Origin of the sequence: Vibrio marinisediminis, from assembly GCF_014050145.1 — a bacterium.
Taxonomy (GTDB): domain Bacteria; phylum Pseudomonadota; class Gammaproteobacteria; order Enterobacterales; family Vibrionaceae; genus Vibrio; species Vibrio marinisediminis.
Genome location: NZ_JACFYF010000001.1, coordinates 810,145 through 834,843 on the forward strand (window position 1 = coordinate 810,145; position 24,699 = coordinate 834,843).

A 24,699-nucleotide genomic window follows, 5' to 3' on the forward strand; every position below is an offset into this window, starting at 1 on the left:
TTCGCTATTTGAACAAATTGTCACTTAGAAAATCAAGTGAGCCACACCAGCAATGACAGGCAGTGTGATTAGAGTACGCAGAATGAAGATAGCGAACAGTTCAAAAATGTTCACAGGGATACGGCTACCGAGTAGTAGAGCGCCCACTTCAGACATGTAAATAAGCTGAGTAACTGACATAGCTGCAATAACAAAGCGCGTCATTTCACTGTCGATAGAAGCAGCAAGGATAGATGGGATAAACATATCCGCAAAACCAACTACGATGGTTTTAGATGCTTCAGCCGCTTCAGGCACCCCTAATAGTTCAAGGTATGGGATGAATGGTTGACCTAAGAAAGTAAATACTGACGTGTATTCAGCAATCACCAACGCAACCGTACCTAAGCCCATCACAACCGGTAGTACACCAAACACCATATCAACGGCGTTGTGAACACCTTCCATCAAAATCGTTTTAACGGATTTCACCTTGCCTGCTTTTGCTAGGGCAAGTTCCATACCCCACGTAAAGCTTGAATGCCCCATTGGGATTGCATCCGCATCTTTCGCTGGCTTAGTGCCGTCGATAAAGGTATCACGCTTGTAGCTTAGAGGTGGTAGGCGAGGGATGATAATTGCCGCAACAAAACCGGCTAAACAAACGGCGCCATAGAATGGCAGGAACATATGTTCAAGTTCAACTTGAGCGATTACAACCAAACTAAAGGTGATCGAAACCGCCGAGAAAGTCGTACCCACAACCGCCGCTTCACGTTCAGTGTAGAATTTGTTTTCGTATTGCTTGCTGGTAAGCAAGATACCAACACTGCCGTCACCTAACCAAGAAGCCATACAGTCAATCGCGCTGCGGCCAGGTAGGTTAAAGATAGGGCGCATCACTTTCGCCAATAGGGTACCGAATAGCTCTAAAAGACCAAAATTTAAAAGTAGCGGCAGCAGAAGACCAGCAAAAATAAACACTGAGAACAGCGTAGGTAACAGACCTTCCAATACCAAGCCACCAGTATTGCCTTCCCAAATAGCTTTTGGACCAATTTGAAAGTAAGTCATCACTACCGCAATACCACCAATAACACGCACAGCTAACCAAAGCGGTGATGGGTTGAAAAGCCCGTTAAGAAAGTCATTGTTGGCAATAAAGCTTGGGTTTTTAATTCGGAACAGTAGCGAAGCGGCAGCCATAAAAGCGACAATAACCGTCACAATGCTGACCAGTGAATCGCCAAAGAGTGCTTGAATAGACTTAGCCAATACCGCAACTGGAATGGTGATGTCACCGTTATAGCTAATAGGCGCCATAAACAAGAACACACCAATCAAAGAAGGAATTAAGAAGATCCAGAAGTGTGATTTTGGTTTGCTTTGCCCGGTTGCTTGAGTTTTGTTTGTCATCGCGTTTCTCATGTTACAACTAGTCAATAATAGCCAAGCTCCTTGGCATAGTTATTCACTAAACATCCGTATTTAATCAGTTTAGCGAAGACTACTGTTTTTCAGTGATGATCGCAATACTATTCAATAAATATCGCTATTTATTCATCATAAAATCACGCAGCCTGTATGAATTATAGGCAGGTGTATTGTGAATGTTGTTTTTGTTGTATTGAGGTGAATTTAAGCGAAGGGTGCCTTACTATCTTTTATCGCGAGAAACGTACAGATAAAACCAGTAAACCAGCGCTAAGATAAGGGCGAGGGAAATAGGGGCCATCAATGACGCAATTGCATAGATTCCATACAGTTTTGCACCAATAACACCGCCAAATAAAAAACCACTAAAGATGAATAGGAACAGTTTTGCTTTGCGGTAGTCGAACCGCTCACCACGTAAGCGTGCCCCTATCATGATGCCGAGGTCAGTGATGATCCCTGTCATGTGCGTGGTTCGTACAACAGCACCACTGAACGTCGTGATCATCGCATTTTGCAAGCCACAAGCCGCAGAAGCAAAATATTGCCCGGAGGTAATGTTTTTGTCGAGTAATAGGTAAGCGGTGAAGAGTAAACCAGCTTCAATACAGAGTGCCACCCCATAGCGACGCCCCAGTTTTAATGCCGTGCATTCGAAAAATACGCCGGCAAGCGCTGCACCCATCAAAAAACTCAGTAGGATCATTAACAGATGGCTAGTCATGCCATCAAGAGATTCAATGCTCGTTCCTAAAAGAGTGACCGTGCCAGAGATATGCGAAACCGCTTGATGTTGAAAACCAAGCAAACCGATCGCATTTACAATTCCTGCAAGTAGGGCAAGAAGGAACGCTCCGTATTCCACCCAACGAGGTAGTCGAGAAATCACTGAATTACTCCCAAAAAATAGGGGGTCGATTATAGCGCTGCGCAGGGCAACTCGAAAGGGGTAACGGCATTAAAATGCCTACGGAATTTGTTCTACTTGGCAGTCAAACTTGACCCAATTGTGTTTGTGTTGCTCATAAACCGAAAAGCTAGGTTGAGGAAGATCTTGGCTGGCAAAAATACCAACAGGGATAATAGTGAACTCAGGGTATAGAGATAACGTCAACATGACCGTTGTGCCACAACTCGGGCAAAACGAGTAATTGACATGATTACCTGAGTCACTTATGCGTGAGTACTCGGTAAGCTCGCCATTGTAAGAGACTTGTTCACGAGTGAATCTCGCTTGCACACCAAATACGCTTCCCGTTCTCTTTTGGCAGGCAAAGCAATGGCAAATAGCCGTTCTAATTGGCTCGCCGCGGCAGATGATATTAACTTGTCCACAGCCACATTCGGCGGTGCGAATTTTATGAGTTTGTTTCATTATCAATCCTTGAGATAACTTCAGTGCACTGATATGTTTATTGGCATTGAATCAGTACACTTTCTAAGTCAATTATGAAAAAACGTCGGTTACCTATCCCATTAATTCTATTGATTCCAATCGTACTATTGATCGTGGTTGTGATTGCAGGTGTTTATCGTTTCAGTATTGATGATGAAGATATTCTTGCCAAATTTCCAGCGACAAATCAAGTTATTGATCCGGTTGTTGAGAAAGTATTTGATATTCGGTCACCTAACCCATGGACGATAGATGTGCCCGATAGCCATGCATTTGCGTTTATTGATACTTTTGAACAATCTCAGCAGTTGGCGATAGGCTCATATGATGATGGGGCTGAGCGCGGACAAGTCACGGTGAGCACCAAATGGTTAACCTTTGTTGATACAAACCAATATGTTTCGGTGATGACGGTATCGAATCAAGGTTCGGGCGTATTCTACTATTTAGCGACCTTCCGATATGACGTTCAACGAAAAAGAATGGTACTCGCTAACTCATTATTGATTGGTGACCGTATTTTGATTGACCAACTGCAATTCCAAGAATCTCAATTAACACTCAACTATCAGCAACATGGTGAAAATCAGGCGATGGCAGAGCAACCGAGTGAGTCTCGCGTAGCACAAGTAACGGTTAATCGAGATTTGACACTTTTGTTGCACAATAAATAAACGGTTGTTTGTGTGATATAGATTGCCTATATTGAATCGCGTTATTTTTCTTGTTGTTGATGGAGTAATAAATGATAAATAAGCGATTTTTTAAAACCAAGGATGAAGTCGAAGTCACTTTTGAGTTCCCTCAAGAGTCTGTAAGCAGCAGTGTGGCCTTAGTGGCTGATTTTCTTGATTGGCAGCCTACTTTGATGAAGAAAGTAGCAAAAACCAAATCTTTTAAGTTCAAAACTCGGCTGCCGAAAGACCAACAATTTGAGTTTCGTTATCTCGTTGATAACGAACGTTGGATTAATGATCCTTCTGCTGACCAATACAAAGCAAATGGCTTTGGTGAAGACAACGGTTTAGTTAATACATATTAATAATAAATTCAGATAGTTGGTATTCACTTACTGTCTAGGTTGTTTGATATAAGGCGCGTATAGCGCCTTATTTATCGATTTAACTTATTGATATTAAAAATTAAATATTTTCAAGTAGCCACAAATTGACCACATACCGTTAAATACTAAAAAGCCCACAGATTTGTGGGTTTTTTTTGGGTGCTGATTGTGCATTTTTTACGAATTGTAACTGATGGTTATAGAATGCTGTTGGACTGACGATGTTGTTGCGACAGAACTATTTATTTGCATCATGATCATTACTTACTGTTCATATAGGCATGACGTACAGCTCATTAAACGACATCTCGAAGTATAATTTCTCTAAGTTTATGAATCTTAGTTGCATATAGATATGAAGCATTGCATGATCTTCATAGTAAAGATGCCTGAATGACGCTTAATTAGTGTTAGCAGTACAAGGAGACTCATGAGTATATTAAAAAATGCAGTAGATTCAATTGCTATTGGGTTAGAAGATTTTGAATCAACAGACGACCGTAGAATAGTATCTGCAACTAGAAATATATTTGCTGGAATATTGCTTTTGTTTAAGCATCGGCTTTGCGAGCTTAGTCCTGATAACTCTGATGAAGTTTTAATCAAACAGAAAATATTGCCAGAAATGGATGCAACTGGCGCTGTAAACTGGATAGGTAAAGGCAAAAAAACGGTTGATGTCCAAAACATTAGGGAGAGATTTAAGTCCCTTGGTATTGAAGTCGATTGGAATCGGTTAGAAAGGATTAACAAATATAGAAACGATATTGAGCATTACTATAGCGCAATGAACCACGAATCAGTTCAACAACTGATTTCTGATTCTTTTGTCATCATCCGAAACTTCATTGCTGAACAGTTACATGCTGACCCCAAAGAACTGTTGGGTGAAGAGTATTGGAAAGTAATGGTTGAGGTAAACGAAGTTTACGAACAAGAAAAGGCAGCGTGTGAGATATCTTTAGAAACGCTGAACTACGCTTCAAATACCATCTTAGATGCTTTCAAAAAATATCAGTGTCAAGAATGTGGTTCTGGGTTGATTGAAGCAAATGAAGCCGGTGTTGATGCGTTGGAAGCAAACTTTAGTTGTCGTTCGTGCGACCATTCTGCGCAGTATGAAGAACTGGTTGGCAATGTTCTAGCAGAGCATTTTTCGGCTGATTTTTATTTAGCTCATACAGATGGTAATGATGTTCCTATGATAGATTGTCCGTCATGCTATCAAGGCGATTACTTGATAGAAGAGGGTGTCTGCTCTATGTGCGACTTTACTGCTGCAGCGTCTTGTATGCGTTGTGGAGGCAATATCCCACCAGAAGAAATTTCTGAATCTGATATATGTGGTTATTGCTCGTACATGGCAGAAAAGATCATGCGCGAGTAGTACTGCTAACAAAGCATTTAAGAGTGATTCGCAACGCTTGGCGTTTTCGCTTCGCTCAAGTATAGCCAAGCGTCGCTCACACCTTAATGCGGCGTTATAAATCACACCTATAGAGAGGCAAGTATGTGTAAATCGAATGAAGAAAAAGAAAGTAAAGAATCTAACAATGAACCTGATTTGGATGTAAGCGCACCAGATTTGTCGTATAGCCTAGAAGATCTTAGTGATGAATAAGTGGTTTGAAAGCAGTCCTCACGAATTGAAGCAGCCCCTAGAAAAGTTAGTTAATCTAGCTGGTGACCACTGGCCAGATGATAAATGGGTATTTTTATATTCGTATGCAAGAAAATCATTAGATGAAGAAATTGAGCGGTTTCAGAGGATAGATGACAAGTCTGTAAAATTGCTCTCGTCTGTATCTGTAATTATCACTATTTTTGTCGCTCTATTTAAGTGGGTTATTGAAGATAGCAATACTGATTTTTCACTCTACGTTTACGTTGTAGGTATAGCATTATTCGGTGCTTTGGGAGTGTCTTGGTTCTTTTTCTTTAACGCGCTTAAACTACAGCTAACACCTCGGATGCCACTTGATGACAAGATATTTTCTCTTGTTAAAAATAAAAATATGGCAACGATCCATGTGGCTCTATATAAAAGCTGTCAAAATGCAGTAGAAATAAGTAGAGAAAACGTAGAGAAAAAAGCCAAAAAATTACAGCATGGCTACACAGCAACATCATTTTCAGCTTTATTCTTAGTCGCTTTTATTGCAATGGTGTCATACGAATCGAGTGTTTCTAAGAACAATCAATATATTAAAAAGGAGTGCATTATAATGCCCGACAATGAAGAATCTAAACCATATCAAATCCCATCTTCAAATGAACCAGATCTCGATGTTACCGCACCAGACTTGCAGTTGGTGACGAACAGCGATGATACTCCTTTAGATACGAAAGGAACTATCATTTTAGAATCTGACGACTAGTGATTTATAACAAAGCATTTAAGAGCGAAACCCAACGCTTGGCATTTTTCATTCCATCGTTGGGTTTCGTGTTTACGGTGGTATGGTTAAGTGTCGTGGTAGCGTCGCTCACACCTTCATGCGGCGTTAGCTGTATAGTGAAGTAAGTCAATGATTCCCAATATGAAACAATGTACTATGCGCACAATAATTCTCACTTTTAAGAAGTTGCATGCAGTATCAAGAAGTAAGTCAGCGCATTTATTACTCCAATAAAGAATACGTACCTGTTGGTGAAATTGCGCGTTCACTTATTGCATTCGAAAGCCTAGTAAAACAAGCACCGGAAGTGCTTGAAGCTCTTTTCCCTGATGCGAAAGTTATCGATATCGAAGTCTTTATTAAAGAGCTTCGCTCAGACAGTATATGGGAAGATTTAGTTGTAAAATTGATATTTGGAAATCAGCAAAGGTTTGATGAGTGCATTGAGAATACGAGGCAAAAACTAGGTATAGAACAAATCATGAATAAAAATCCTAATTTCTTGTCAGCAGTGCTTGTGGCAATGATTCTCGCTGGAGGTGCATACTATTTAGGGAAGTCATCAACCTCGTCAGATAAAGAAGCTAAAGCGACTATAGAGGCAAATAATAACACTATTATTAAAATAGGCGCTGGTATGGTAGACATGTCAGCCGAGGAGTTTACTAATATTGTTATTTCTGCGATTAAAGATAAAGAGAAGTTAGCTGAAAACTCGTTAAATGTAGTTAAACCAGCGAAACTAGACCCTAATGCTACGATTACATTCAACGAAGACCCACATATCAAAATTTCTAATGCGTCAGTTCGAGCAATGCCAGAGTACAAGTCTAAGCCGGAAATTGCAGAAGATGTTATAGAGGATTTTCATGATGTTCGGCTTGAAATCCGAGCTATTGATTTAGACTCAACTAAAAGAGGTTGGGCTGTCGTCGCCCCTTCTCTGCATAAAAGACGAGTTAAGTTGCAGCTCGATCCAACAATTAAGCCTATGGATCTTAAAAATAAGTTATCTATTAACGGTCACATTACAGGTGTCTGGGGTGCTGATAATCAAGGTATTAAGGTTCCGAAGCTAATATTTCTGCGCGAAATCCTTGATTAAAGTATTGCGCGAAAATACAGCTAACAAGCTTTTAAGAGGGATTCGTAACGCGTGGCATTTTTACTACGCGTTGATTTTAGTGTTTAAGGTGGTATACAGCGGCTTTTGTATTGCGCTGCTCACTTCCTAACAGGGCGTTATGCTATTGGTCTAGTTTCAAATATATAGGAATGGATATGGAAGGAATTTTTGGTGGTGTAGTTTCAGGTTTACTTACATCACTCGCTGTAGGTGTCTTTTTAATATGGAAAGGCGATTCTTTAGTTAGATCACTGAGAAATATGCCAAATGGTTGGAAGGCAAAGTTCCTTACTACCGTTTACCTTAAGTCAATTAGACAAGGGCAGTACAGTTACGCTCATAGTCAGTTTACAGCGTTTACCTCAGTTATTTACTTAGGCTTTTTAGCTTTTGCTATTGTGGCATACTTTAAGTTGGAAACGATTAGAGATAACCTTGAGCTAGGTGCTGGAAGTTTAGAAAACGCCGTTGAAGAAACAACGAGTGTATCATTCTTCACTGACTACGGTGGTGTGATTATTTTGATTTATGTATTTTTTACTGCCTACGTTTTTTTACGACATTTTTATAAATCATTAGTTGATGCTACTTCTCCTGTTTGTGCAAAAGAATTTGATCTTTTAGATCGAGCGGTTCAAAAATGTGGTAGCCAAGACCAATACATAAAATTTTTGAACTTAAGAGCTAGTTGTAACTCAAGGGAAGAAGTTCTTGAGTGGTTAAAGTATGGAAATAGCTGTATTGGTGCAGTTCAGCTTATTAATATAGAAGAAATTATTCAATCAATCTCTCTAGATGATAACTTTGGAGTGGTAACCTTTCCTAGTGTAATAAAGTAACATACTGAGTGTTATACCTCACAAAGAAAAAGGGACTTTCGATGTTTAAAATCGAGATTAAGTGTCCGATTGTTAGGATATGACTCCGAACGATGAAGATGCTTTTGTTGCTATGTCTCAAGATGCTAAAGATCAGCGTTTCTATGAAGAAAGCGATAGTGACCCTAATAAATACTGAGAGTTAACAACTTTGTTTATCGCTCAGGCTTCAGAGATATCAAGAAAATCATACCGATTAGCTGTTGAGTGGTAAGTTCATTGGGACTGTTTGTTTACGTCTAGAGGATAATCAGCAGGCTTCAAGGGGATGTGCATTTTCCAGAGTCTCTCAAGGTAATAGGTTAAGTCATGAAGCCACCTTGGCTCTGGCAGATTTTGGTTTTTCGGAGTTGGGGGTTCATCGCATTTATGCGGAGACAATCAGCAAAAACTTACCTGCTATTAAGCTCTGTAAGTCCCTGGGCATGCGCCAAGGAGCTCATTTTAGAGAGCATCGTTTTTTCAAAGAACGGTGGTTTGATTCAATTTTGGTGTTTACTGCACAATGGTTTAGGTAAGGTAGTTGGCGTTGTTTACCCCTTAACGTGGCGTTAGGGCTCAATTAAAAAATTAACATAATAAAACTACGAGAGGTTTAGAGGTTGTTAGACAGTATTTTTAACTTTTTTAATCAAGGCTGGGTTGGTTCTTTAATTGGCTTGTTAGGTATAATTTTGGGTATTGTCGGGATTTTTTCTTATAAAATATCAAAAAGTGCTGCTAAGCCAGCCTATCAAAAAACATCGCTTCGCCTTCTCGGGCGAGAAGAAGATAATCTTCCTGACGATGTGACGGTGACTTATAAAGGTCTTGAAGTTCAGCGCTTAACTAAAACAACTCTAGTCGTATGGAATAATGGTACGGAAGTGCTAGATGGCGACGCTATTTTGCAAAGAGATCCTTTACGGTTGGAGTTTGAAGACGGTACAAATATATTGAGTTACAAGATATTGAAAAGTAATAGGACAACTAACGAATTCACTCTTAATAAGTGTGAGCAAAACGAAAATCGACTAGTAGTTAACTTTTTGTACTTGGATCCTAATGATGGGGTGACAATAGAAATTCTCCATGATAGTAAAGCCCGTTATCCTAAGTTCAAAGGTACCATTAAAGGGCACCCTAAATGTTTTGAAGATCTTGGTGGAGTTGTATTTTTTGGTCGTAAAATAACCAGAAAGAGTGGTCCGCTTGGTTTGATTTATTCGAATTTCAAACTTTTTATGCTTATACCTATTTTAATGGGTATAGGTGCTGTTCTATTGGGTACTCAGCCAGAGTTCCTTATGGGCTTATTGGGTAAGAAAGGGGGCGATTCTTCAGTAGGTACAAAGTGGGAAATGGTTATCGTTGGTTTTTTATATATCATATTGCCTGCAGTTTTATTGTTGATGACTCGAGCCAAATATCCTAAGTCACTAAAACCAATCGACATTGATCCATAACAAACTTTTAAGACAGATTCTCAGCGCTTGGCAATTTCGGCTTAGGTCAGCTTTATTGCTAAATGTGGCAAGGTGGTCGTGTTGTTCACCACTTAACGCGGCGCTAGCAGTACAATCGAGTTATTCATAATGAAAGTATTTGAAAATCAATTAGAACAATTTTTCAGTCACCCCAAAAATACCACTCGTAGAGAGGCATTGTTACTTAACCGACTTTCATACGATGTTCAGTTAGCTGCTGCTCTTAATAATTATTACCTAAAGGTTTATATTTCTGATGTTGATGATAATGGTTATGACGTAATCTTCGATTCCGAGATGGTGACGAGAAAACTGCAAATCAAGTCGGTTATGAGTACTAGTTCTACTGACTCATGGTATATATCTAAGGGGTTAATAAAACCATCTATGGAAAGTACAAGGAAGATGGGTGTTTGGTCTCATATTGATGTTGAGGGGATTGAGGGTGGAGTTGTTATTCAACAGGTACAGCTACAAAATGAATCTATAGACATAAAGTATTTTTATACTGACATTTGGCTATTGACCGCTAATGCGTGGGGGCTTATTGGTTCCGAGAGCCAGAATAGAGCCGCGTTCAAATTTCTTCGATCGCTTTCAGGTTTTGATTATCACGAAAAACAACGAATCCCATTATCCTTATTTTTCGAACCCCGCGATGTCGAGTGTTTGATAGGGGTAATGGGCTTTAGTACTCGCTATAACTACCCACAGCACCGTTACTTAATGCGCGAGCGTCATAAAGGAAATTTTGGTTCTAAAGAGCAAATAGACATTCGGATTCAAAATGAGCTATCGAAGTTCGGTATAATGTACAGCTAATAGAGACTATGGCGTCAATAGTCTCTTGTTAGGTGCATCCAACATATAGCCATCTCTTAGGATTGAATTTAGGATAATAACTATCTTTTGAGGCAGGGAATTATCGCTACTTTTTTAGGTTTTCCGAAGGTTAAGAGTCGTTGGCATATATTCATTATAATATTGAAAGATTGCTCTCTGTCTTAAAGTAAAATGATACATATAAAACAGGTATGTTGAGTTTTATCGTTTTAATATTTATCGGCTAATGATTCTTATAGAACTAATTACTCCTTCAAATCCATCTGCATTCTGAGAACCACCATCTCGAGTATAATAATCGCCAGTATAGTTTGTTCCAACATAGAAACGAACTCTCCAACCTCTTGGGATAGAGAAGGAGCGTAGTTGGTTATCAAATTTAAACACATTAAGGTCTGGGATATCGTTTTCAATAAATAGGTAACGACCTGTCATTTGTCTATTCTGATATATCACGGCTCCTTGATTGGTTATTTTGGAATGTGAGTCTTGATAGCTATTTGAAACTTTACAAGTCGCATCTTTCGAGCGACAGAACATACTCCCTTCACCGTAAGAATTTTCGCATTGTTCTCGAACATTACGCTTTGCTGACTTTTCACTTCGTCCAGCCTCAACAAATGTATCGGTAAACGGCTTTAATGTACAAATATATGTAATTTCTTGGGCGAAAGTGAACGGTGAAATTGAAAGCCCAATAAAAATAGAACAAATGATAAATTTTAACTTAGTAAGCATCGCTAATCCTTTTGAAGGCGTTAGTTAGTTCATGAATATAATTATATACAGACAGTATCTGTATTATACATGCCCCATTAAGTTAGAGTGAGAAGCATGTGAATGTGCAATAAGATGCAATGATTGGTTAAAAGTAAAGCTGTTTTTTATTGTCGTAATGATAACTAATTCGATTTGGAGGTTGAAACAATTGGTTACAAAATGACTAATCGATAACGATTATCACTATCGATTAGTTACGATGTAACAAATTTTATTAAAATACTTTCAAGAAATTAAGGTTTTTTTATGCGTATAGCTTTGCTTGCTTTATTGATACCCCTAGCACCATCTTTTGCTTTTGCTGATATCCATCCTTATGCTGGGGTTAACTTAGGGATCGGTGGTATCGAGGGAATGGATATCGAATACAATGATTTGAATTACAGTCAAGAATCAGGGAAGTTTTCTTGGGGAGTCAATTCAGGTTTTCTACTAGATTCCAATATTAGTGACAAATTTCAGTATGGTGCAGAAATCAGTTACACATCTTATGCAACCAATAAAAATGAAATAGAAGGGATTTCATTTGATTATGATGGATATAACATTGCGTTAATGGGTGTTGCCAGATACCAACTCTTCGAATCTTGGAGTGTTATGAGCAAGTTAGGCTTAGCGCATACAGTGCAAGAGGTCGGGATTAAGGTACATCGCAGAAACGAAAGTAGAACAGTAAGTGAATCCGAAATATTGCCTAAAATTGGAATAGAGCTGGCATATAATGCGACTGAAAACTTGGACATTTTATTTGGGATTGACCATATTTTCGGTGATGAAATTAAGACCTTTAAAAGAGGTAGTGATTTAAATGAGCAGGGTTTACTTAAGAACTCATCAGATGTTGCGTCGGTTAGTACTATGTACTTAGGACTTAAATATAATTTCTGATTGCTAAGAGAGGCGCTTAGGAATATTTGTTATTTTCTAAGTGCTTTTCTGCAGCGTTGTTCATCGTGCTTCTGTTCTTAATACAAATAAACGAAAGCTTGTTGGTGGTACAGAAATTGCCCTTCCGATTCACATGTAAACAGAGGGGGAGCTTGTGAAGAGCAATCTTTAAACGCGATAGACCGAAATTCCTTTTTCAATCAACACTTCCTATATCATTATCCCATGTTCATGCGTCGCAACTTCTTAATCATTTGCAAGAACATGTCCCGCTGTCTTTTTTTAAATAACAAACCCTCAGTAACTCATCATCATGTCACCCACATTAACATTCAAGTTTACGCCTTTATCACTGTTCGCTTTATCTACGGCGACAGGCTTATCTGATTTGATAGTCAGCGCCACTTCGGCATGACTATTGATTGATTGCGAAGTTAATGGTGTCATCTGCTTGGCTTGCATCATACTTGTGTTGTTTGGTGTAGCTGTTGTTTGGGATGTATTCGTTTGCCTACTTAATGACTCGCTTGTCGTGACGCCAAGCTCAACATTCTTATTTTTGATATCACTGATTTTAGCGGACATGTCATCCGCTTTTTTAATTGAGTCATCATCGCCAAATCCAAAGAATCCGCTTATACCATCCATGATAGAACCGAGCCCCACAAATTTATCAATCAAGTAAGTGATGGCAACCGTAGCAGCCGCTACACCTGCCACTATCAAGCCGATAGGGTTGGCGAACATGATGGCGTTTAACGCGATAAAGCCAATCTTGAGTAGCGCTATGGTCGCCATGATCCCCTTGAAGTTTTCACTCAAAAAGAGAATGCCACCACCTAGCGCTTTAAAAGCAGCAAAGACACCAGTGACCACTGTTCGTAGTTTTTCAATTGCCTCAGAGCGCCACGTCATGTTTTTCATCTTTTCAGCGATGTCACCAAAGATAGCTGAAAGCTCTTTCATTACAGGTGTGAGCACGCTGAATTTTAGCGACTCAATAATGGCGCCAACCTTTTTAAACGTACTCTCAAACTCCTGCGCTGAATCGATCGACTCTTGAGAGACAGGTCCGCCGGTATCATTGAGCTGCTGCTTGGCCTGGTTTAACCCATCTGTGCCGGACTTCAATAGCCCGAGCATTTTCTCACTGTCACCCCCAAAGAACTCATCCGCCATGAAGTTCTGCTTGGCGACATCTTTTTCGTTGGCGATCTCTCTAATAAGTACCTGGTAAGCTTCGGCGGAGTCCGCCGCGTTCATTAAGTCTTTGTAAGCTTGTCGGTTGCCGGTGTCTTTGAAGTAATCATTCATTGCGCCAGATTTGAGGGTTTTCATTTCACCCCAACGTAGGCTCATCTCTTTAATGGCGGCGTCCATATCTTCACTTTCGGCGCCTGCCATTTTAGCCTGCAGTCGCATAGCTTGAAGCTCTTCAACGGGCATGCTGACATCTTTAGCCGCTCTTGATAGCTCGTTAATTTGACTCGCCGTATCTGAAATGATTAGCCCAATTCCCGCCATTGAACCGAGCGTAGCGCCGCCAACCATCGCGCCGTTTTTCGCAGTTTCAATTGAAGGCATTTTTATCGCTTTGTTGACCTTCTGAAAGGGCGCCATGATCGACTGCATTTTCTTGTATTTCTTGCTGACGCCATCAATCTTCTTTGTGTGCTTATCAAAGCTTCTTGATAGACGAGAAAACTCATCCTCGAGCTTGCCAACATTAACGCCGGCTTTTTTCATGCCCTGGCTCACCTTGGTTAAGCGCTGATTGTGTTCATTGCTGGCGTCAGTCAAGCGAGTGACGGTTTCGGTTTGTTTGGCAATTTGATTGGTTAAAGCAGCGCTGGGTTTATTGGCGGCGGTCGCTTTGGTTTTTAGAGTGTCGAGCGCTTGCGATTGTTTGAGTATTTTCTTGCTGAGCGCTTCGTTAGCGCCGCCAGATGCGTTGGCTTTTTCTTTTAGGGCGGCGAGTAGGGCGGATTGCTCGGCGAGTTCGGCATTGAGCTATACTCCTGCTTGCGCGGCGGCTTTTTCTTTGGCTTGCAGTGCTTCCAGCTTTTCGGTGGCTTCATTTAAGCTCAGGGTGTTCTTATCGGCTTCTTTGCTCATCAGGCGGTAGGCATCGATAAGATGCAGCGCGGCGCTGTCATCCGATTGCGCTTTTTTGATGTCAGCAATCTTCTTGGCGTAGCGATCGGAATCGCTCGTCATGACCTTGAGTGGCTCTTTGGTTTTATTGATGATGTCCATCACCACTGATAGGCTCATTTTCATCTGTCTGTCCTTCTTATACAAAAAAGGAGAGCACTCAGCTCTCCCTTTGGTGGCGAACTCGCGCCTTTTCTCGAAACATAATCAAATCATCGATGCTATAGCTAGATATAATTGCGCTATCTAACCGTTTGATTGGTAGCGTAATTCATTGATAAACAAGAGGCGCACTTGACCCGTATAGCACCTTTTTTGATCGCAAAGTGGCTTCGATGGGGTGACAAATTGGCAATAAATACGTAATCTTATAGCCGTTTTTTAAGTGTGGGAATGATGTTTTGCACACTTACATAGATAAGAATTCAAATATTTATAAGGTCAAATTGTGCCAGTAACAGCAATAAAAGCACGCGTTGTCGAAATGTCGAAACGTAAAAAATTGATGCTTTTGAGTTTGCCTATCATGGCGGTTATCGTCATGGCGTCAATTGGCAGCCAATCACCGACAATTCGTACTATTGATCTTTCTCTTCCTGAGTCTGTGCTTGTAAATGCTCTGCTGGGAGAGACGATTGAAAGTACGGATATGCCTGATTATGAATACCAAATTCGTACTGGTGACAACTTAAGCTCTATCTTCGAACAACTGGGCTTTGGTTATAGTGACCTGATGAAAATCATGGAAACGGATTTGAACTATCTTGCACTAGATACCATTAAGCCGGGTAACACCCTTCGATTTTGGCGTGATGAAGAGACGAACTCTTTAAGCAAAATGGAATTAGAGTTCAGTTTAGTTGAGCGCGCGGTTTATACCCGCAACCCTGATGGCGACTATTCATTTACCGATGTGAAAATTCCCGGTGTGTGGAAAGAGTACGCCATGGTGGGTGAGATCAACGGTAGTTTTTCAACGTCAGTAAACCGATTAGGTCTTGGTATTTCCGAAGTTGAGCAGATTGTTAGCTTGCTCAAAGACAAGATTAACTTCTCACGAGATCTTCGTGCAGGGGACAAGTTTGAAGTGGTGCAGTCTCGTCAGTATGTTGATGACCAGCTCACTGGTAACCGAGAGATTCAAGCGATTAAGATCTTTAACCGTGGCGGTGAATTTACAGCGTATCTTCATTCAGATGGTCAATATTACGATAAGAATGGTGAAAGCCTTCAACGCGCATTCCAGCGCGAGCCGATCAAAGGTAAGTACCGTTTAAGTTCTCACTTCAACCCACATCGCAAGCACCCTGTGACAGGGCGTGTGTCACCACATAATGGTACCGATTGGGCGGTTCCTGTTGGTACTCCGATCGTTTCAACCGGCGATGGTGTGGTTATTATGACCCGTAAGCACCCTTATGCGGGAAACTATGTGGTGATTCAACATGGCAGCACTTACAAAACACGTTATCTGCACCTAAGCAAGATTTTGGTGCGTAAAGGGCAAAAAGTTACCCGTGGTCAGCGCATCGGTTTGTCGGGTAAATCTGGTCGTGTTACAGGACCTCACATTCATTATGAATTGATTGCCCGTGGTAGACCAGTCAATGCCATGAAAGCCAATATACCTATGGCAAATTCGGTTTCTAAGAAAGAGATGGCGAGCTTTAAAGCAAGACGTGATGAACTGGATAACATGCTTCACCAACAAGAGTTAAAGTTGGCGAAACAACCCAAGAATGACGCTGCGAGTTAGTCCATACTTAGGGCAATAGAAGCGAAAAGGCGAGCATTTATGCTCGCCTTTGTTATTTAGGGCGCTGTTAACTTAATCGAATTGAACTAGAGAGTCTGATCCTAAATCGGCAATGGTTTTTGCTCCGGTCAATGTCATCGCAACACGCATTTCCTTGTCGTATAGATCCAATAAGTTTTCCACGCCAGCTTGTCCTTGCGCAGCCAAGGCATAAACAAATGAACGTCCAAGTAAGGTGCAGTCAGCACCCAGCGCCAACATACGCACAACATCAAGCCCGGTGCGAATACCTGAATCAACCAATATTTTTAAATCCCCCTTCACCGCATCGGCAATATTTGGCAGTGCTTTGGCGGTGGAGAGTACGCCATCAAGTTGGCGACCACCATGGTTAGAAACAATAATGCCATCTGCGCCAAAGCGAACCGCATCTTTGGCATCCTCTGTATCAAGAATACCTTTAATCACCATTGGACCGCCCCAGAAATCGCGAATCCATTCCAAGTCTTTCCAGCTAATGGAAGGGTCAAAGTTAGTGCCTAACCAGCCAATGTAGTCTTCCAGCTTAGTGGGTTCACCTCGGTAGGTTGAAATATTGCCTAGGTCGTGTGGTTTGCCCATCACTCCAACATCTAAAGCCCAGCTTGGGTGTAGCATTGACTGAAACACACGACGCATCGCCGCATTGGGACCACTCATTCCTGAGTGCATATCTCGATAGCGGGCACCAGGCACTGGCATGTCAACGGTAAAGACTAATGTGGTCACGCCGGCGGCTTTCGCGCGTTCTAATACGTTGCGCATAAACCCACGGTCTTTCAGAACATAAAGTTGAAACCACATAGGGCGCTCAATCGCCGGGGCAACTTCCTCAATAGGGCATACCGAAACCGTAGACATGGTGAAAGGAATGCCTTTCTTTTCCGCAGCTTTTGCGGCTTGAACTTCACCTCGACGGGCATACATCCCTGTCAGTCCTACTGGTGCTAGCGCGATAGGCATGGCTAACTTTTCACCAAATAGTTCGGTTTCAAGGCTCAGATCTTCCATGTTTTTCAGTACGCGCTGGCGTAATGCAACGTCGGATAGGTCATCAGTGTTGCGTTTAAGAGTTTGCTCGTTGTATGAGCCACCATCAATGTAGTGGAATAGGAACGGAGGCAACTTCGCTTTTGCTGCTGCACGGTAATCGGTTGAGGCTGAAATAATCATCACTTTAGTCCTGTTTGGTTCGGTTTGGCATTATCAACGCCAAAGGGACCTTGTTATTGTCATGTAGGGTGCAGAGGTAAGTACTTGCTATCACTAAGATTAATGTATTTCAATCTTAGCTATAATGTTGATGTTACATAATTGTTATTGATAAATAAATGAAGTTAATGAAATTGATTGGTTCTAAAAATGACAAAATAGAGATGAGAAGGCAGATAAGTCAGAGAGTCATCACCCGATAACGAGTGTTGCAGGTTTGAAGATATTTCACTTACCCCCTACTTTATGGTTATAGCGTACGCCCTTTTGATTTGTTTTAATTCGAATGACACTGACTTTCATTCAATGGATTCGATAAGGTTAGGAAAAATGGTCGAAAAAACAATTGCTATAGTAGGGGCTGGAATTATAGGAATCACAACAGCCTATTTGCTAAAGAGAGCAGGCTATCGCGTAATCTTAATCGATGCCGAGGACGGACCAGCTCTAAAGACTAGCTATGCAAACGGATGCCAACTGAGTTACTCGTATATTGACGCGATGTCATCACCAAGCCTGATTAAGAAAATGCCGAAGATCATGGCTGGAATGGATCCTGCCTTTCGTATTAAGTTTTCACCGGATCCTAGCCTTGTTAGTTGGGGGAGTAAGTTTTTATTAAATGGTCAGGCTCATAAAGAAGAATTTAATACGCAGACCCTTTTGAGATTGTCCCTTCATTCAAGAGATGTTCTTCGTTCAGTGTTAGCGGATTCTAACGTTGAGTTTGAACATCGGGTTTCAGGAAAATTACTGATTTACACTAACCAAGAAGATCTAGATAAAGCGGCTAAACGTGTTAGACAAAAGGATGAGTGGGGATGCAAGCAAGAGATTCTGAGTCAAAAGCAATGCTTAGATTTAGAACCCAGTTTACGGCAATTGTCCCAACCGATAGTGGGCGGCATCTATTCAGCTATTGATGAAGTTGGAAATCCTCACCGTTTATCCAACGAACTTCTTAAAATAATGAAACAAGAACAGGGTTTTGAAGCCCGTTTCAATTGTCGCGTAAATCGATTTGTAAAAAACGGTCAGTCAATCCAGTATCTCGAAACTTCCGATGGTGTTATCCACGCCGATGCTTATGTGCTGGCAACAGGACCAGAAAGCCTAAACTTGGTAAAAGAGATTGGGCTTAAGCTTCCTATTTATCCTATTAAAGGCTACAGCATTACCGTTCCGGCAACGGAATTTGCCCCTGAAATTTGCGTCACTGATGTGGATAACAAAGTGGTTGTTAGCCGCGTTGGCGATAAGCTACGGATAGCAGGCTGCGCCGACATTGTTGGTTACAAGAGCCATATAGATGAAAGCCGAATTGAACATTTGCTCAATGTTTGTAAGAACAACTTTCCCAAAGCGGGAGATTACAGCGACATAAAACATACTTGGGCAGGTATTCGCCCTGTGACCCCCAGTAGCGTACCTATCATAGGTAAAGCCGGTGTGGACAACCTTTTCTTCAATATTGGTCATGGAACGCTGGGTTGGACATTGGCACTAGGTTCGGCCTCACTACTGACAGCTATCATTAACCAGCAAGAGACGCCAATAGATACCATTGGAATGAGACCGGTGGATCATGGTATTTGCTAATTTGATTCAGCAAATATAAGCAATATTAAAACGATCAATATCGTATATGTTGGTTGATACCAATTCGAGTTCGTTAGTGATCAGAAAATCGTCTTCTTTCTGTTGTGAGCATAGAATGCCACACTGATCGCAATGAACAAAAACGAGAAGTAATAGACGAATGAGGACAGCGACGCGATAAAGTCGATGTGTTTCGCTATCTGTTCTTCTGTGTAGTTTTGAGAGAGCAATTTATAATAGAAGGCGTATAAAATACCTATTAGCCCGTACCCAAGATTGAACATTAATCCTTTAAAGCTCAGTACTGTAGCCCTATTGTGTGACTCGGTTTTTTTATTCAGGTGATAACTAATGAATATGTTCATTGTCATTATAATGAAGATCAGCAGCAATGCGGGTATGACACCGTAAATAGACCATCCTAAACTAATCCAATAATAGGCTGCTATCGTCGCTAGCCCCATCACAGCAATAAAAGGTTTAGGTGCCATGCTTTCTGCTAAGCGACGACTTTGTCCTGCTAGTATAATCTTGAGTAGACTTATTCCAGCGCCGATAAAACCAAAATAGATGATCGGTATGTCAATGGCGCGAAAATACTGGCTGTTCATGGTTAAAAACATACGCGAAGTGTGCTCGAACAAACTGTAATAGAGCAAGATGAACAGAACATAAGGCGTGGCAAGCACCCATTTACCTGTATCTAGGGTCAACTTTAGACTCGATATGGTGGTTGCCCATTTGGTGCTATTTGGCGGTAATACCTTTTTCGCTTCCCTCATGCTAAGCGCAGAGTAAATGGCAAGCATCGCGACAATTAAAGTAGCAAAAACAGGAATACGCATAATGTCTTGCGTCTTTTGTGGTACTTCTAGCCCCAGAAAATGATAGACGGAAGCCATAAAGTTAACGTCATACATAGCAGCACCGACGAGGGTGACAAAGATTCCGACACTAGAGGAGATTCGCAGTTGGAGTTGTAAAACTCGCGGCCATGCCTCTTCTTTGCCTTGTTCTTTTAGAGTGTCATAAGCTAGTGCTTCATCGGCACCGCTTGCCAAAGCCATCGCTAAGCCACTTAATATTCGATTAATTAAAAATACCCAAAAGACCAAGGTGGGATTCCCCGTGGGAACCACGGCAATCATCGCGATTTCAATGAACATGACAACGGAAGATAATACCACGAGTTTCTTTCGGCCTAGCGTATCCGCAAATGCACCCGATGGGACTTCGGAAAGAACAATGGTCGCTGCCCAAACTACGTTTAGCATGGCAAATTGAGAGAGTGTTAAGCCATAATCTAAATAGAGCAACGTGAATACGGGATAATAAAAGCGCGCAAAGTAACTGCTTCTGAACATCAAGAAGTAACGGACGTTACGTATATGCAGGATTTCTTTAAGCGTCATGAAATATTCAGTATTTTAAGTGGTATAAGATATTGTATAGATCTTTATCGGTTTATTAGTAAAGATTTGGTTTTAGATAGCATGAGATTACGATAAAAAGCTATCAATTTCTGTTTGATCGAGTCCATCTACCTTTTGTTCTCTCCAATGGGTTAGCCGCTTTTTGCAGGGGGGGCTCTTACCCTAGTGTGTATTGCACCAATACTGATTATGTACGAATCTGCCGTAATGGATCTGATATGACAGATGACGAGATTAAGCATTGTAATGTAGGAGATGAGGTTTGGTATAGCGTTTGGGATGGGTGAGCTAATGAGCATATTCACGCCCGACTTACATTTAACCGTTGGTGTGATGAAATGATTGAAGATCTAAGTACGACGTTCTTTTAGGTGATATTAAGTAGAAATAGATTACCTTTTTTTCTCATTGTTGATTGAGCAACGTGCCCTAATTTAGGTTGTGTAAATAAAGAGCGTGGAAACTGTCGTTTTTTTTCAATCTTAGCTTAAGCCTTTCTATTACTATTTGTGGCATCGAAAGCGAGAAACTCCTTAGGAAATGCGTTTTCACTTTCACATTGATTAATGGAAATTAGGAAAAGCGATGTTAGAAATTAAACCAGTCGAATCCTTAGAAGAAATCAGCCACCTAAAGCAAGAGTATTTTGCTCAATCTACATCTCCACTCGATGGTATGTGGCACTTTGGCTTTGTACCTATGTCTGCCCATTTCGGGTTTTATGAGCAAGAAACATTAGTTGGATATTGCTGTGTTAACTGCGAGGGCTACATACTGCAGTTTTATTTAACGACTGATGTTAAGACAGACGCAAAAGAGCTGTTCACTCTAATTACCGAGCAAAATAGTGCGGTTATTGGCAATGTAACGGGTGCCTTTGTGAGTACCGCTGAGCCGCAGTATTTGTCACTCTGTTTGGATAATTCGTCAGCATATAAAGTAAATGCGTTGATGTATAAGCAAGAGAAGCTCACTACTAAAAGCGGTGCTCCAGAGTTAGAGTTGCAGCTCGCAGGCTTAGAACAACTAAATGCTTTTGTGGAGTTTGCCGTTACTAACATTGGTGCACCTAAGCAGTGGTTATTGAGTTACTTTGGTAACCTTATTAACCGTAAAGAACTATTCGGTTACTGGAAAGAAGGCAAATTATTAGCGTCAGGTGAATGCCGTCTGTTTGATGAATACCAGACAGATTTTGCAGATTTAGGCATGATTGTCGCTGAATCAGAGCGAGGTCAAGGGATTGCGACTCAAGTACTTCACCGTTTAGTTAGCTTAGCCAATCAGCGTGGCTTAACCCCAATTTGCTCTACTGAAAGTGGCAATGTGGGTGCACAAAAAGCGATTAAACGTGCAGGCTTAGAGCCACTAAATCGTATCATTCAGATTGAATTTGACCGCAAGTAGATAGTCAACCCTTGCTACTCTTTAGTCTTGCTAATTTTTAGTAAGGGTTATTTGTGATTGTGGTGACTTAACTTATAGTGAGAGTTAACTCTTACAAGCGAGCGGAACTGGCTATGATTCATTGGCTACAGTCACCAAAGTCCTCTAAAGTTGCTAAGTATGTTGAACGCTATTGGCTGATTGAAAAGCAACAGGACTCGGAGGCGTATCAATACCCTAAGCTCAACCCTGATCCTTGTGCTCATTTGATCATTTCACCGCCTTGTCAGCGCTATCACTACGATCTTAATCCCGGTATTGCCACTGGTGAAGGAAGCCACTGGCTATACCCACATCAGCAAACATTTGAGTTAGACCACTCTGAGTCTTTTGTACATCTCGGAATAAAGTTCCACGTAGGCGCTCTATATTGCCTGCCAAAGTTTTCAGAAAACCCACTGGCACTCGATAAGGTTGAGCCGGCTAAAGATTCAATGTTGTTCAAGCATTTGGGTATAAATGAAAGCGCATTAATTGAATTGGCTCAAACTAACCCACAACATTGCGCTGAACAGCTCGACGCGGTGCTCACCCCATGGCTAGAGCATAGTGTTGAAGATCAGCACAGCCAAATAACCCGCAAGGCGCTGCAATACCTCGACCAAACAGCCATCTCAGCCCTAGGAGAACAGCTTTACTGTTCACAGCGAACCTTGGAAAGAAGCTTTCAGCGCGTTACAAGGTTAACACTTAAACAGTGTCAATCGATGAATAGGCTAGAAGCGATGTTGGAGTACCTCTATCAACGGGACTCAGCAGAGCTTGATTGGGTCGAGATAGCGTTCAAATTTGGCTTTAGTGACCAACCTCACTTGATCCGCTACCTGAAAAAGCAGCTAGGTTTTACCCCTAAAACCTATGAAAAAGAGCGAGGGCTAACCATTGATGCCTATGGTGGGGTGAGCTCTACCTCTCGTTGAAGTTGTCACCATCACGGACTTAATCTTTAGATGTGAGAATGGCGCTTTGGCAATTTAGCCCCAATATTTCAACCAATGCGTGTCTTTTTGTGTATTAGTTGATGAGAAGAATCAGCATCGAATAAGAATCGTAGCTACACTTCCAAGTTCTTCTTTTGCAGCTTTCTTTGCAAGGTTCGGCGGTGTATTCCAAGTTGGCGTGCGGTGGCTGAAATATTACCGTCGTTATTCGATAAAACTTGGTTAATGTGCTCCCAAGCAAGTTGGTCTGGACTCATGGTTTTGAGAGTGAGTGCTTCTAAATTGATTTCACCCATTAAGGCTTTGAGTAGGGTATTTGAATCGACAGGTTTGGCTAGGTAATCATCAGCGCCTCGTCGCATTGCCTCAACGGCAGATGCAATGCTCGCAAAGCCCGTTAATAGAATGATTTTTGCCATGGGCAAAGAAGCTCGTAATGGCACGATTAAATCTAAACCACTCTCGTTCGCGAGCTTTAGGTCTAATAAGATATGTGTGGGTTGCCACAGCATTGCTTTGTGTAAGGCAAGGTCGGCATGGTTAATGGTTTCACAACTAAACCCGTGTCGCCTCATTCTGCAAGCGATGATATCGGCATAAGCTGAATCGTCTTCGATAATTAGCAGCTTCATGGGTGAGTTACCTGTCATTTTTGAATTTTAAAGCCACTGTGGTGATGCAGCCAGCTTCAGGGTGGTTTTTCACTTGCAGAGTGCCTTCTAATCTTTCTATGGTCATATTGGAGAGTAGGGCGGCAATGCCTAATCCTTTGTCACTATCAATCAATTCATAACCAAGATCAGCAAAGTCATTGTCGTTTAGTCCTTTGCCATAATCTCGCAATTCCATGACCCATTCTTCATTGTTGATAAAGCAAGTTAATTCCAGCAAATTCTTGCTGTTGTGCTGATTGGAGTTAACCGCATTTTGTAATAGGTTCACTAAGGCTGGTATCAGCATTTCATCAGACCAAATATACCCATCGCAACTATCGCAATTGATTTTTAATTGTTGGTCAGGGAAGTACAACAGGGCAGAGTCTTGTAGTTTGGCGACTAACTGTTTGGTGGCGACCCAATCAACATGACCTTCGCGAATAAGGCTGATTTGTTTGCGAAAATCATCGAGGTGTTGGGTACAAGCTTTTAGTGATGCCTGACCATTTTTAATTAAAGGGTTGTCAGGGGCATCTTCTTGCAACTCTTCGTATAATAATTGTACGGTAGCGAGTGGGGTGGCGATGTTATGTGTTACCTGCGCTGAAGCAATACTAATAGCCAGTATTTGCTCTTGCCTTAGTTGTTGCTCCCGTTGGGCGGCAATAAATTGCTCGCGCCTAGTTACCATCTTTGCCATTGAACTCACCACTAGGGCGATAAGCGTGGTCGATAGAATAAAGTTAATCCACATACCATGATAATGACTCGCCATATCCATGTGGTGTGCCATGTCATTGGACATATTCAAAATTAATAGGCTGTATGAACAAATTGCAGCTAGGGTAAAGCCTGCGCAGTAAACCCAACTAAGGCTAATACTGGAAAAGACCACAGGGATTAATAGCGCGGTCACGAATGCATTGGTTGCCCCACCATTAAAGGCGAGCAGTAAACTCATCGTCAGTAAATCTATCGCAATTTGCAGTGCCAGCACTCTTGGAGAAGGGCGTTTCTGTTTTGCTATAAGCGCAATGCTTATTAGGTGAATCAAACTCGCAGCAACTAATACGGCAAAGCTGACACTAATCAACTCAAAACGTACAAAACTAAAAATCGCTATCAACCACAAGGTTCGACAAAGCAATAGAATTCGTAATGGCGTTAGTTGGTCGCTAAGAGTGGCGATAGCTTTATTCACAATACCCATC

23 protein-coding genes and 1 pseudogene are annotated in these 24,699 nt (G+C 41.4%); 14 read left to right on the forward strand and 10 right to left on the reverse strand.

The genetic code is table 11. The features are described from left to right. Window positions 1-24: 24 nt before the first annotated feature. From H2O73_RS03735 to H2O73_RS03745, 3 genes are all read right to left on the reverse strand, one after another. Window positions 25-1,395, reverse strand: coding sequence for a YjiH family protein (locus H2O73_RS03735; protein ID WP_182106646.1), 1,371 nt, complete (start codon window positions 1,393-1,395; stop codon window positions 25-27). 241 nt (window positions 1,396-1,636) lie between these two features. Further along, window positions 1,637-2,302, reverse strand: coding sequence for a YoaK family protein (locus tag H2O73_RS03740; RefSeq protein ID WP_182106648.1), 666 nt, complete (start codon window positions 2,300-2,302; stop codon window positions 1,637-1,639). Window positions 2,303-2,380: 78 nt separating this feature from the next. After that, window positions 2,381-2,788 (reverse strand): GFA family protein, encoded by a 408-nt coding sequence (locus H2O73_RS03745; protein ID WP_182106650.1) that lies wholly within the window; start codon window positions 2,786-2,788, stop codon window positions 2,381-2,383. Between the two features lie 74 nt (window positions 2,789-2,862). On the opposite strand from H2O73_RS03745, the gene H2O73_RS03750 reads away from it, so the two are divergent. The 9 genes and pseudogenes from H2O73_RS03750 (at window position 2,863) to H2O73_RS03795 (ending at window position 10,563) form a co-directional block, all read left to right on the forward strand. Then, window positions 2,863-3,483, forward strand: a complete 621-nt coding sequence (locus H2O73_RS03750) for a hypothetical protein (protein ID WP_182106652.1) — start codon at window positions 2,863-2,865, stop codon at window positions 3,481-3,483. Window positions 3,484-3,554: 71 nt separating this feature from the next. Beyond that, window positions 3,555-3,851: an isoamylase early set domain-containing protein gene (locus H2O73_RS03755; RefSeq protein WP_182106654.1), complete on the forward strand. Its 297-nt coding sequence runs from the start codon at window positions 3,555-3,557 to the stop codon at window positions 3,849-3,851. Between the two features lie 451 nt (window positions 3,852-4,302). Further along, window positions 4,303-5,259 carry a hypothetical protein gene (locus tag H2O73_RS03760; protein ID WP_182106656.1) on the forward strand — a complete coding sequence of 319 codons (957 nt, stop codon included), beginning with the start codon at window positions 4,303-4,305 and terminating at the stop codon, window positions 5,257-5,259. Window positions 5,260-5,485: 226 nt separating this feature from the next. Beyond that, window positions 5,486-6,250 (forward strand): hypothetical protein, encoded by a 765-nt coding sequence (locus tag H2O73_RS03765; protein ID WP_182106658.1) that lies wholly within the window; start codon window positions 5,486-5,488, stop codon window positions 6,248-6,250. Between the two features lie 211 nt (window positions 6,251-6,461). Continuing rightward, complete coding sequence (locus H2O73_RS03770) at window positions 6,462-7,376, forward strand: hypothetical protein (protein WP_182106660.1); 915 nt, start codon at window positions 6,462-6,464, stop codon at window positions 7,374-7,376. A gap of 176 nt (window positions 7,377-7,552) precedes the next feature. Continuing rightward, window positions 7,553-8,236, forward strand: a complete 684-nt coding sequence (locus tag H2O73_RS03780) for a hypothetical protein (RefSeq protein ID WP_182106662.1) — start codon at window positions 7,553-7,555, stop codon at window positions 8,234-8,236. 41 nt (window positions 8,237-8,277) lie between these two features. After that, window positions 8,278-8,793 (forward strand): annotated as a pseudogene (locus H2O73_RS03785) (GNAT family N-acetyltransferase). 84 nt (window positions 8,794-8,877) lie between these two features. Then, complete coding sequence (locus tag H2O73_RS03790; protein WP_182106664.1) at window positions 8,878-9,720, forward strand: hypothetical protein; 843 nt, start codon at window positions 8,878-8,880, stop codon at window positions 9,718-9,720. A gap of 129 nt (window positions 9,721-9,849) precedes the next feature. Further along, window positions 9,850-10,563 carry a hypothetical protein gene (locus H2O73_RS03795; RefSeq protein ID WP_182106666.1) on the forward strand — a complete coding sequence of 238 codons (714 nt, stop codon included), beginning with the start codon at window positions 9,850-9,852 and terminating at the stop codon, window positions 10,561-10,563. Between the two features lie 237 nt (window positions 10,564-10,800). On the opposite strand, the gene H2O73_RS03800 is transcribed toward H2O73_RS03795, so the two are convergent. Beyond that, window positions 10,801-11,322 (reverse strand): beta/gamma crystallin family protein, encoded by a 522-nt coding sequence (locus tag H2O73_RS03800; RefSeq protein ID WP_182106668.1) that lies wholly within the window; start codon window positions 11,320-11,322, stop codon window positions 10,801-10,803. Between the two features lie 288 nt (window positions 11,323-11,610). Here H2O73_RS03800 and H2O73_RS03805 point away from each other — a divergent pair, with 288 nt between their 5' ends. Further along, on the forward strand, window positions 11,611-12,252 hold the full coding sequence (locus tag H2O73_RS03805) for an outer membrane beta-barrel protein (protein WP_182106670.1): 642 nt from the start codon (window positions 11,611-11,613) through the stop codon (window positions 12,250-12,252). Window positions 12,253-12,549: 297 nt separating this feature from the next. Here H2O73_RS03805 and H2O73_RS03810 read toward each other — a convergent pair whose 3' ends face one another. Further along, a complete protein-coding gene (locus H2O73_RS03810; RefSeq protein WP_182106673.1) occupies window positions 12,550-13,998 on the reverse strand; it encodes a phage tail tape measure protein in 1,449 nt (482 codons plus the stop codon). Between the two features lie 264 nt (window positions 13,999-14,262). Further along, window positions 14,263-14,532 (reverse strand): hypothetical protein, encoded by a 270-nt coding sequence (locus tag H2O73_RS03815; RefSeq protein ID WP_182106675.1) that lies wholly within the window; start codon window positions 14,530-14,532, stop codon window positions 14,263-14,265. A 319-nt stretch (window positions 14,533-14,851) separates the two neighbouring features. Between H2O73_RS03815 and shyA the strand changes: the two genes are divergently transcribed. Then, window positions 14,852-16,162: a peptidoglycan DD-endopeptidase ShyA gene (gene shyA, locus H2O73_RS03820; protein WP_368737148.1), complete on the forward strand. Its 1,311-nt coding sequence runs from the start codon at window positions 14,852-14,854 to the stop codon at window positions 16,160-16,162. Between the two features lie 72 nt (window positions 16,163-16,234). Here shyA and lldD read toward each other — a convergent pair whose 3' ends face one another. Continuing rightward, window positions 16,235-17,374 carry an FMN-dependent L-lactate dehydrogenase LldD gene (lldD, locus tag H2O73_RS03825; RefSeq protein ID WP_182106684.1) on the reverse strand — a complete coding sequence of 380 codons (1,140 nt, stop codon included), beginning with the start codon at window positions 17,372-17,374 and terminating at the stop codon, window positions 16,235-16,237. A gap of 369 nt (window positions 17,375-17,743) precedes the next feature. On the opposite strand from lldD, the gene H2O73_RS03830 reads away from it, so the two are divergent. Next, window positions 17,744-19,012 (forward strand): D-amino acid dehydrogenase, encoded by a 1,269-nt coding sequence (locus H2O73_RS03830; RefSeq protein ID WP_182106686.1) that lies wholly within the window; start codon window positions 17,744-17,746, stop codon window positions 19,010-19,012. 80 nt (window positions 19,013-19,092) lie between these two features. Here the strand turns inward: H2O73_RS03830 and H2O73_RS03835 are convergent, their stop codons facing one another. Further along, the gene (locus H2O73_RS03835) at window positions 19,093-20,424 is read right to left on the reverse strand and encodes an MFS transporter (RefSeq protein WP_182106688.1); all 1,332 of its coding nucleotides are present in this window, start codon (window positions 20,422-20,424) and stop codon (window positions 19,093-19,095) included. Window positions 20,425-21,030: 606 nt separating this feature from the next. On the opposite strand from H2O73_RS03835, the gene H2O73_RS03840 reads away from it, so the two are divergent. After that, the gene (locus H2O73_RS03840) at window positions 21,031-21,852 is read left to right on the forward strand and encodes a GNAT family N-acetyltransferase (RefSeq protein WP_182106690.1); all 822 of its coding nucleotides are present in this window, start codon (window positions 21,031-21,033) and stop codon (window positions 21,850-21,852) included. A 113-nt stretch (window positions 21,853-21,965) separates the two neighbouring features. Then, window positions 21,966-22,811, forward strand: coding sequence for a helix-turn-helix domain-containing protein (locus H2O73_RS03845; protein ID WP_182106692.1), 846 nt, complete (start codon window positions 21,966-21,968; stop codon window positions 22,809-22,811). Window positions 22,812-22,945: 134 nt separating this feature from the next. On the opposite strand, the gene H2O73_RS03850 is transcribed toward H2O73_RS03845, so the two are convergent. Then, a complete protein-coding gene (locus tag H2O73_RS03850) occupies window positions 22,946-23,464 on the reverse strand; it encodes a response regulator transcription factor (protein ID WP_182106694.1) in 519 nt (172 codons plus the stop codon). Window positions 23,465-23,471: 7 nt separating this feature from the next. Then, complete coding sequence (locus H2O73_RS03855) at window positions 23,472-24,689, reverse strand: ATP-binding protein (RefSeq protein WP_182106696.1); 1,218 nt, start codon at window positions 24,687-24,689, stop codon at window positions 23,472-23,474. Between the last annotated feature and the right edge of the window lie 10 nt (window positions 24,690-24,699).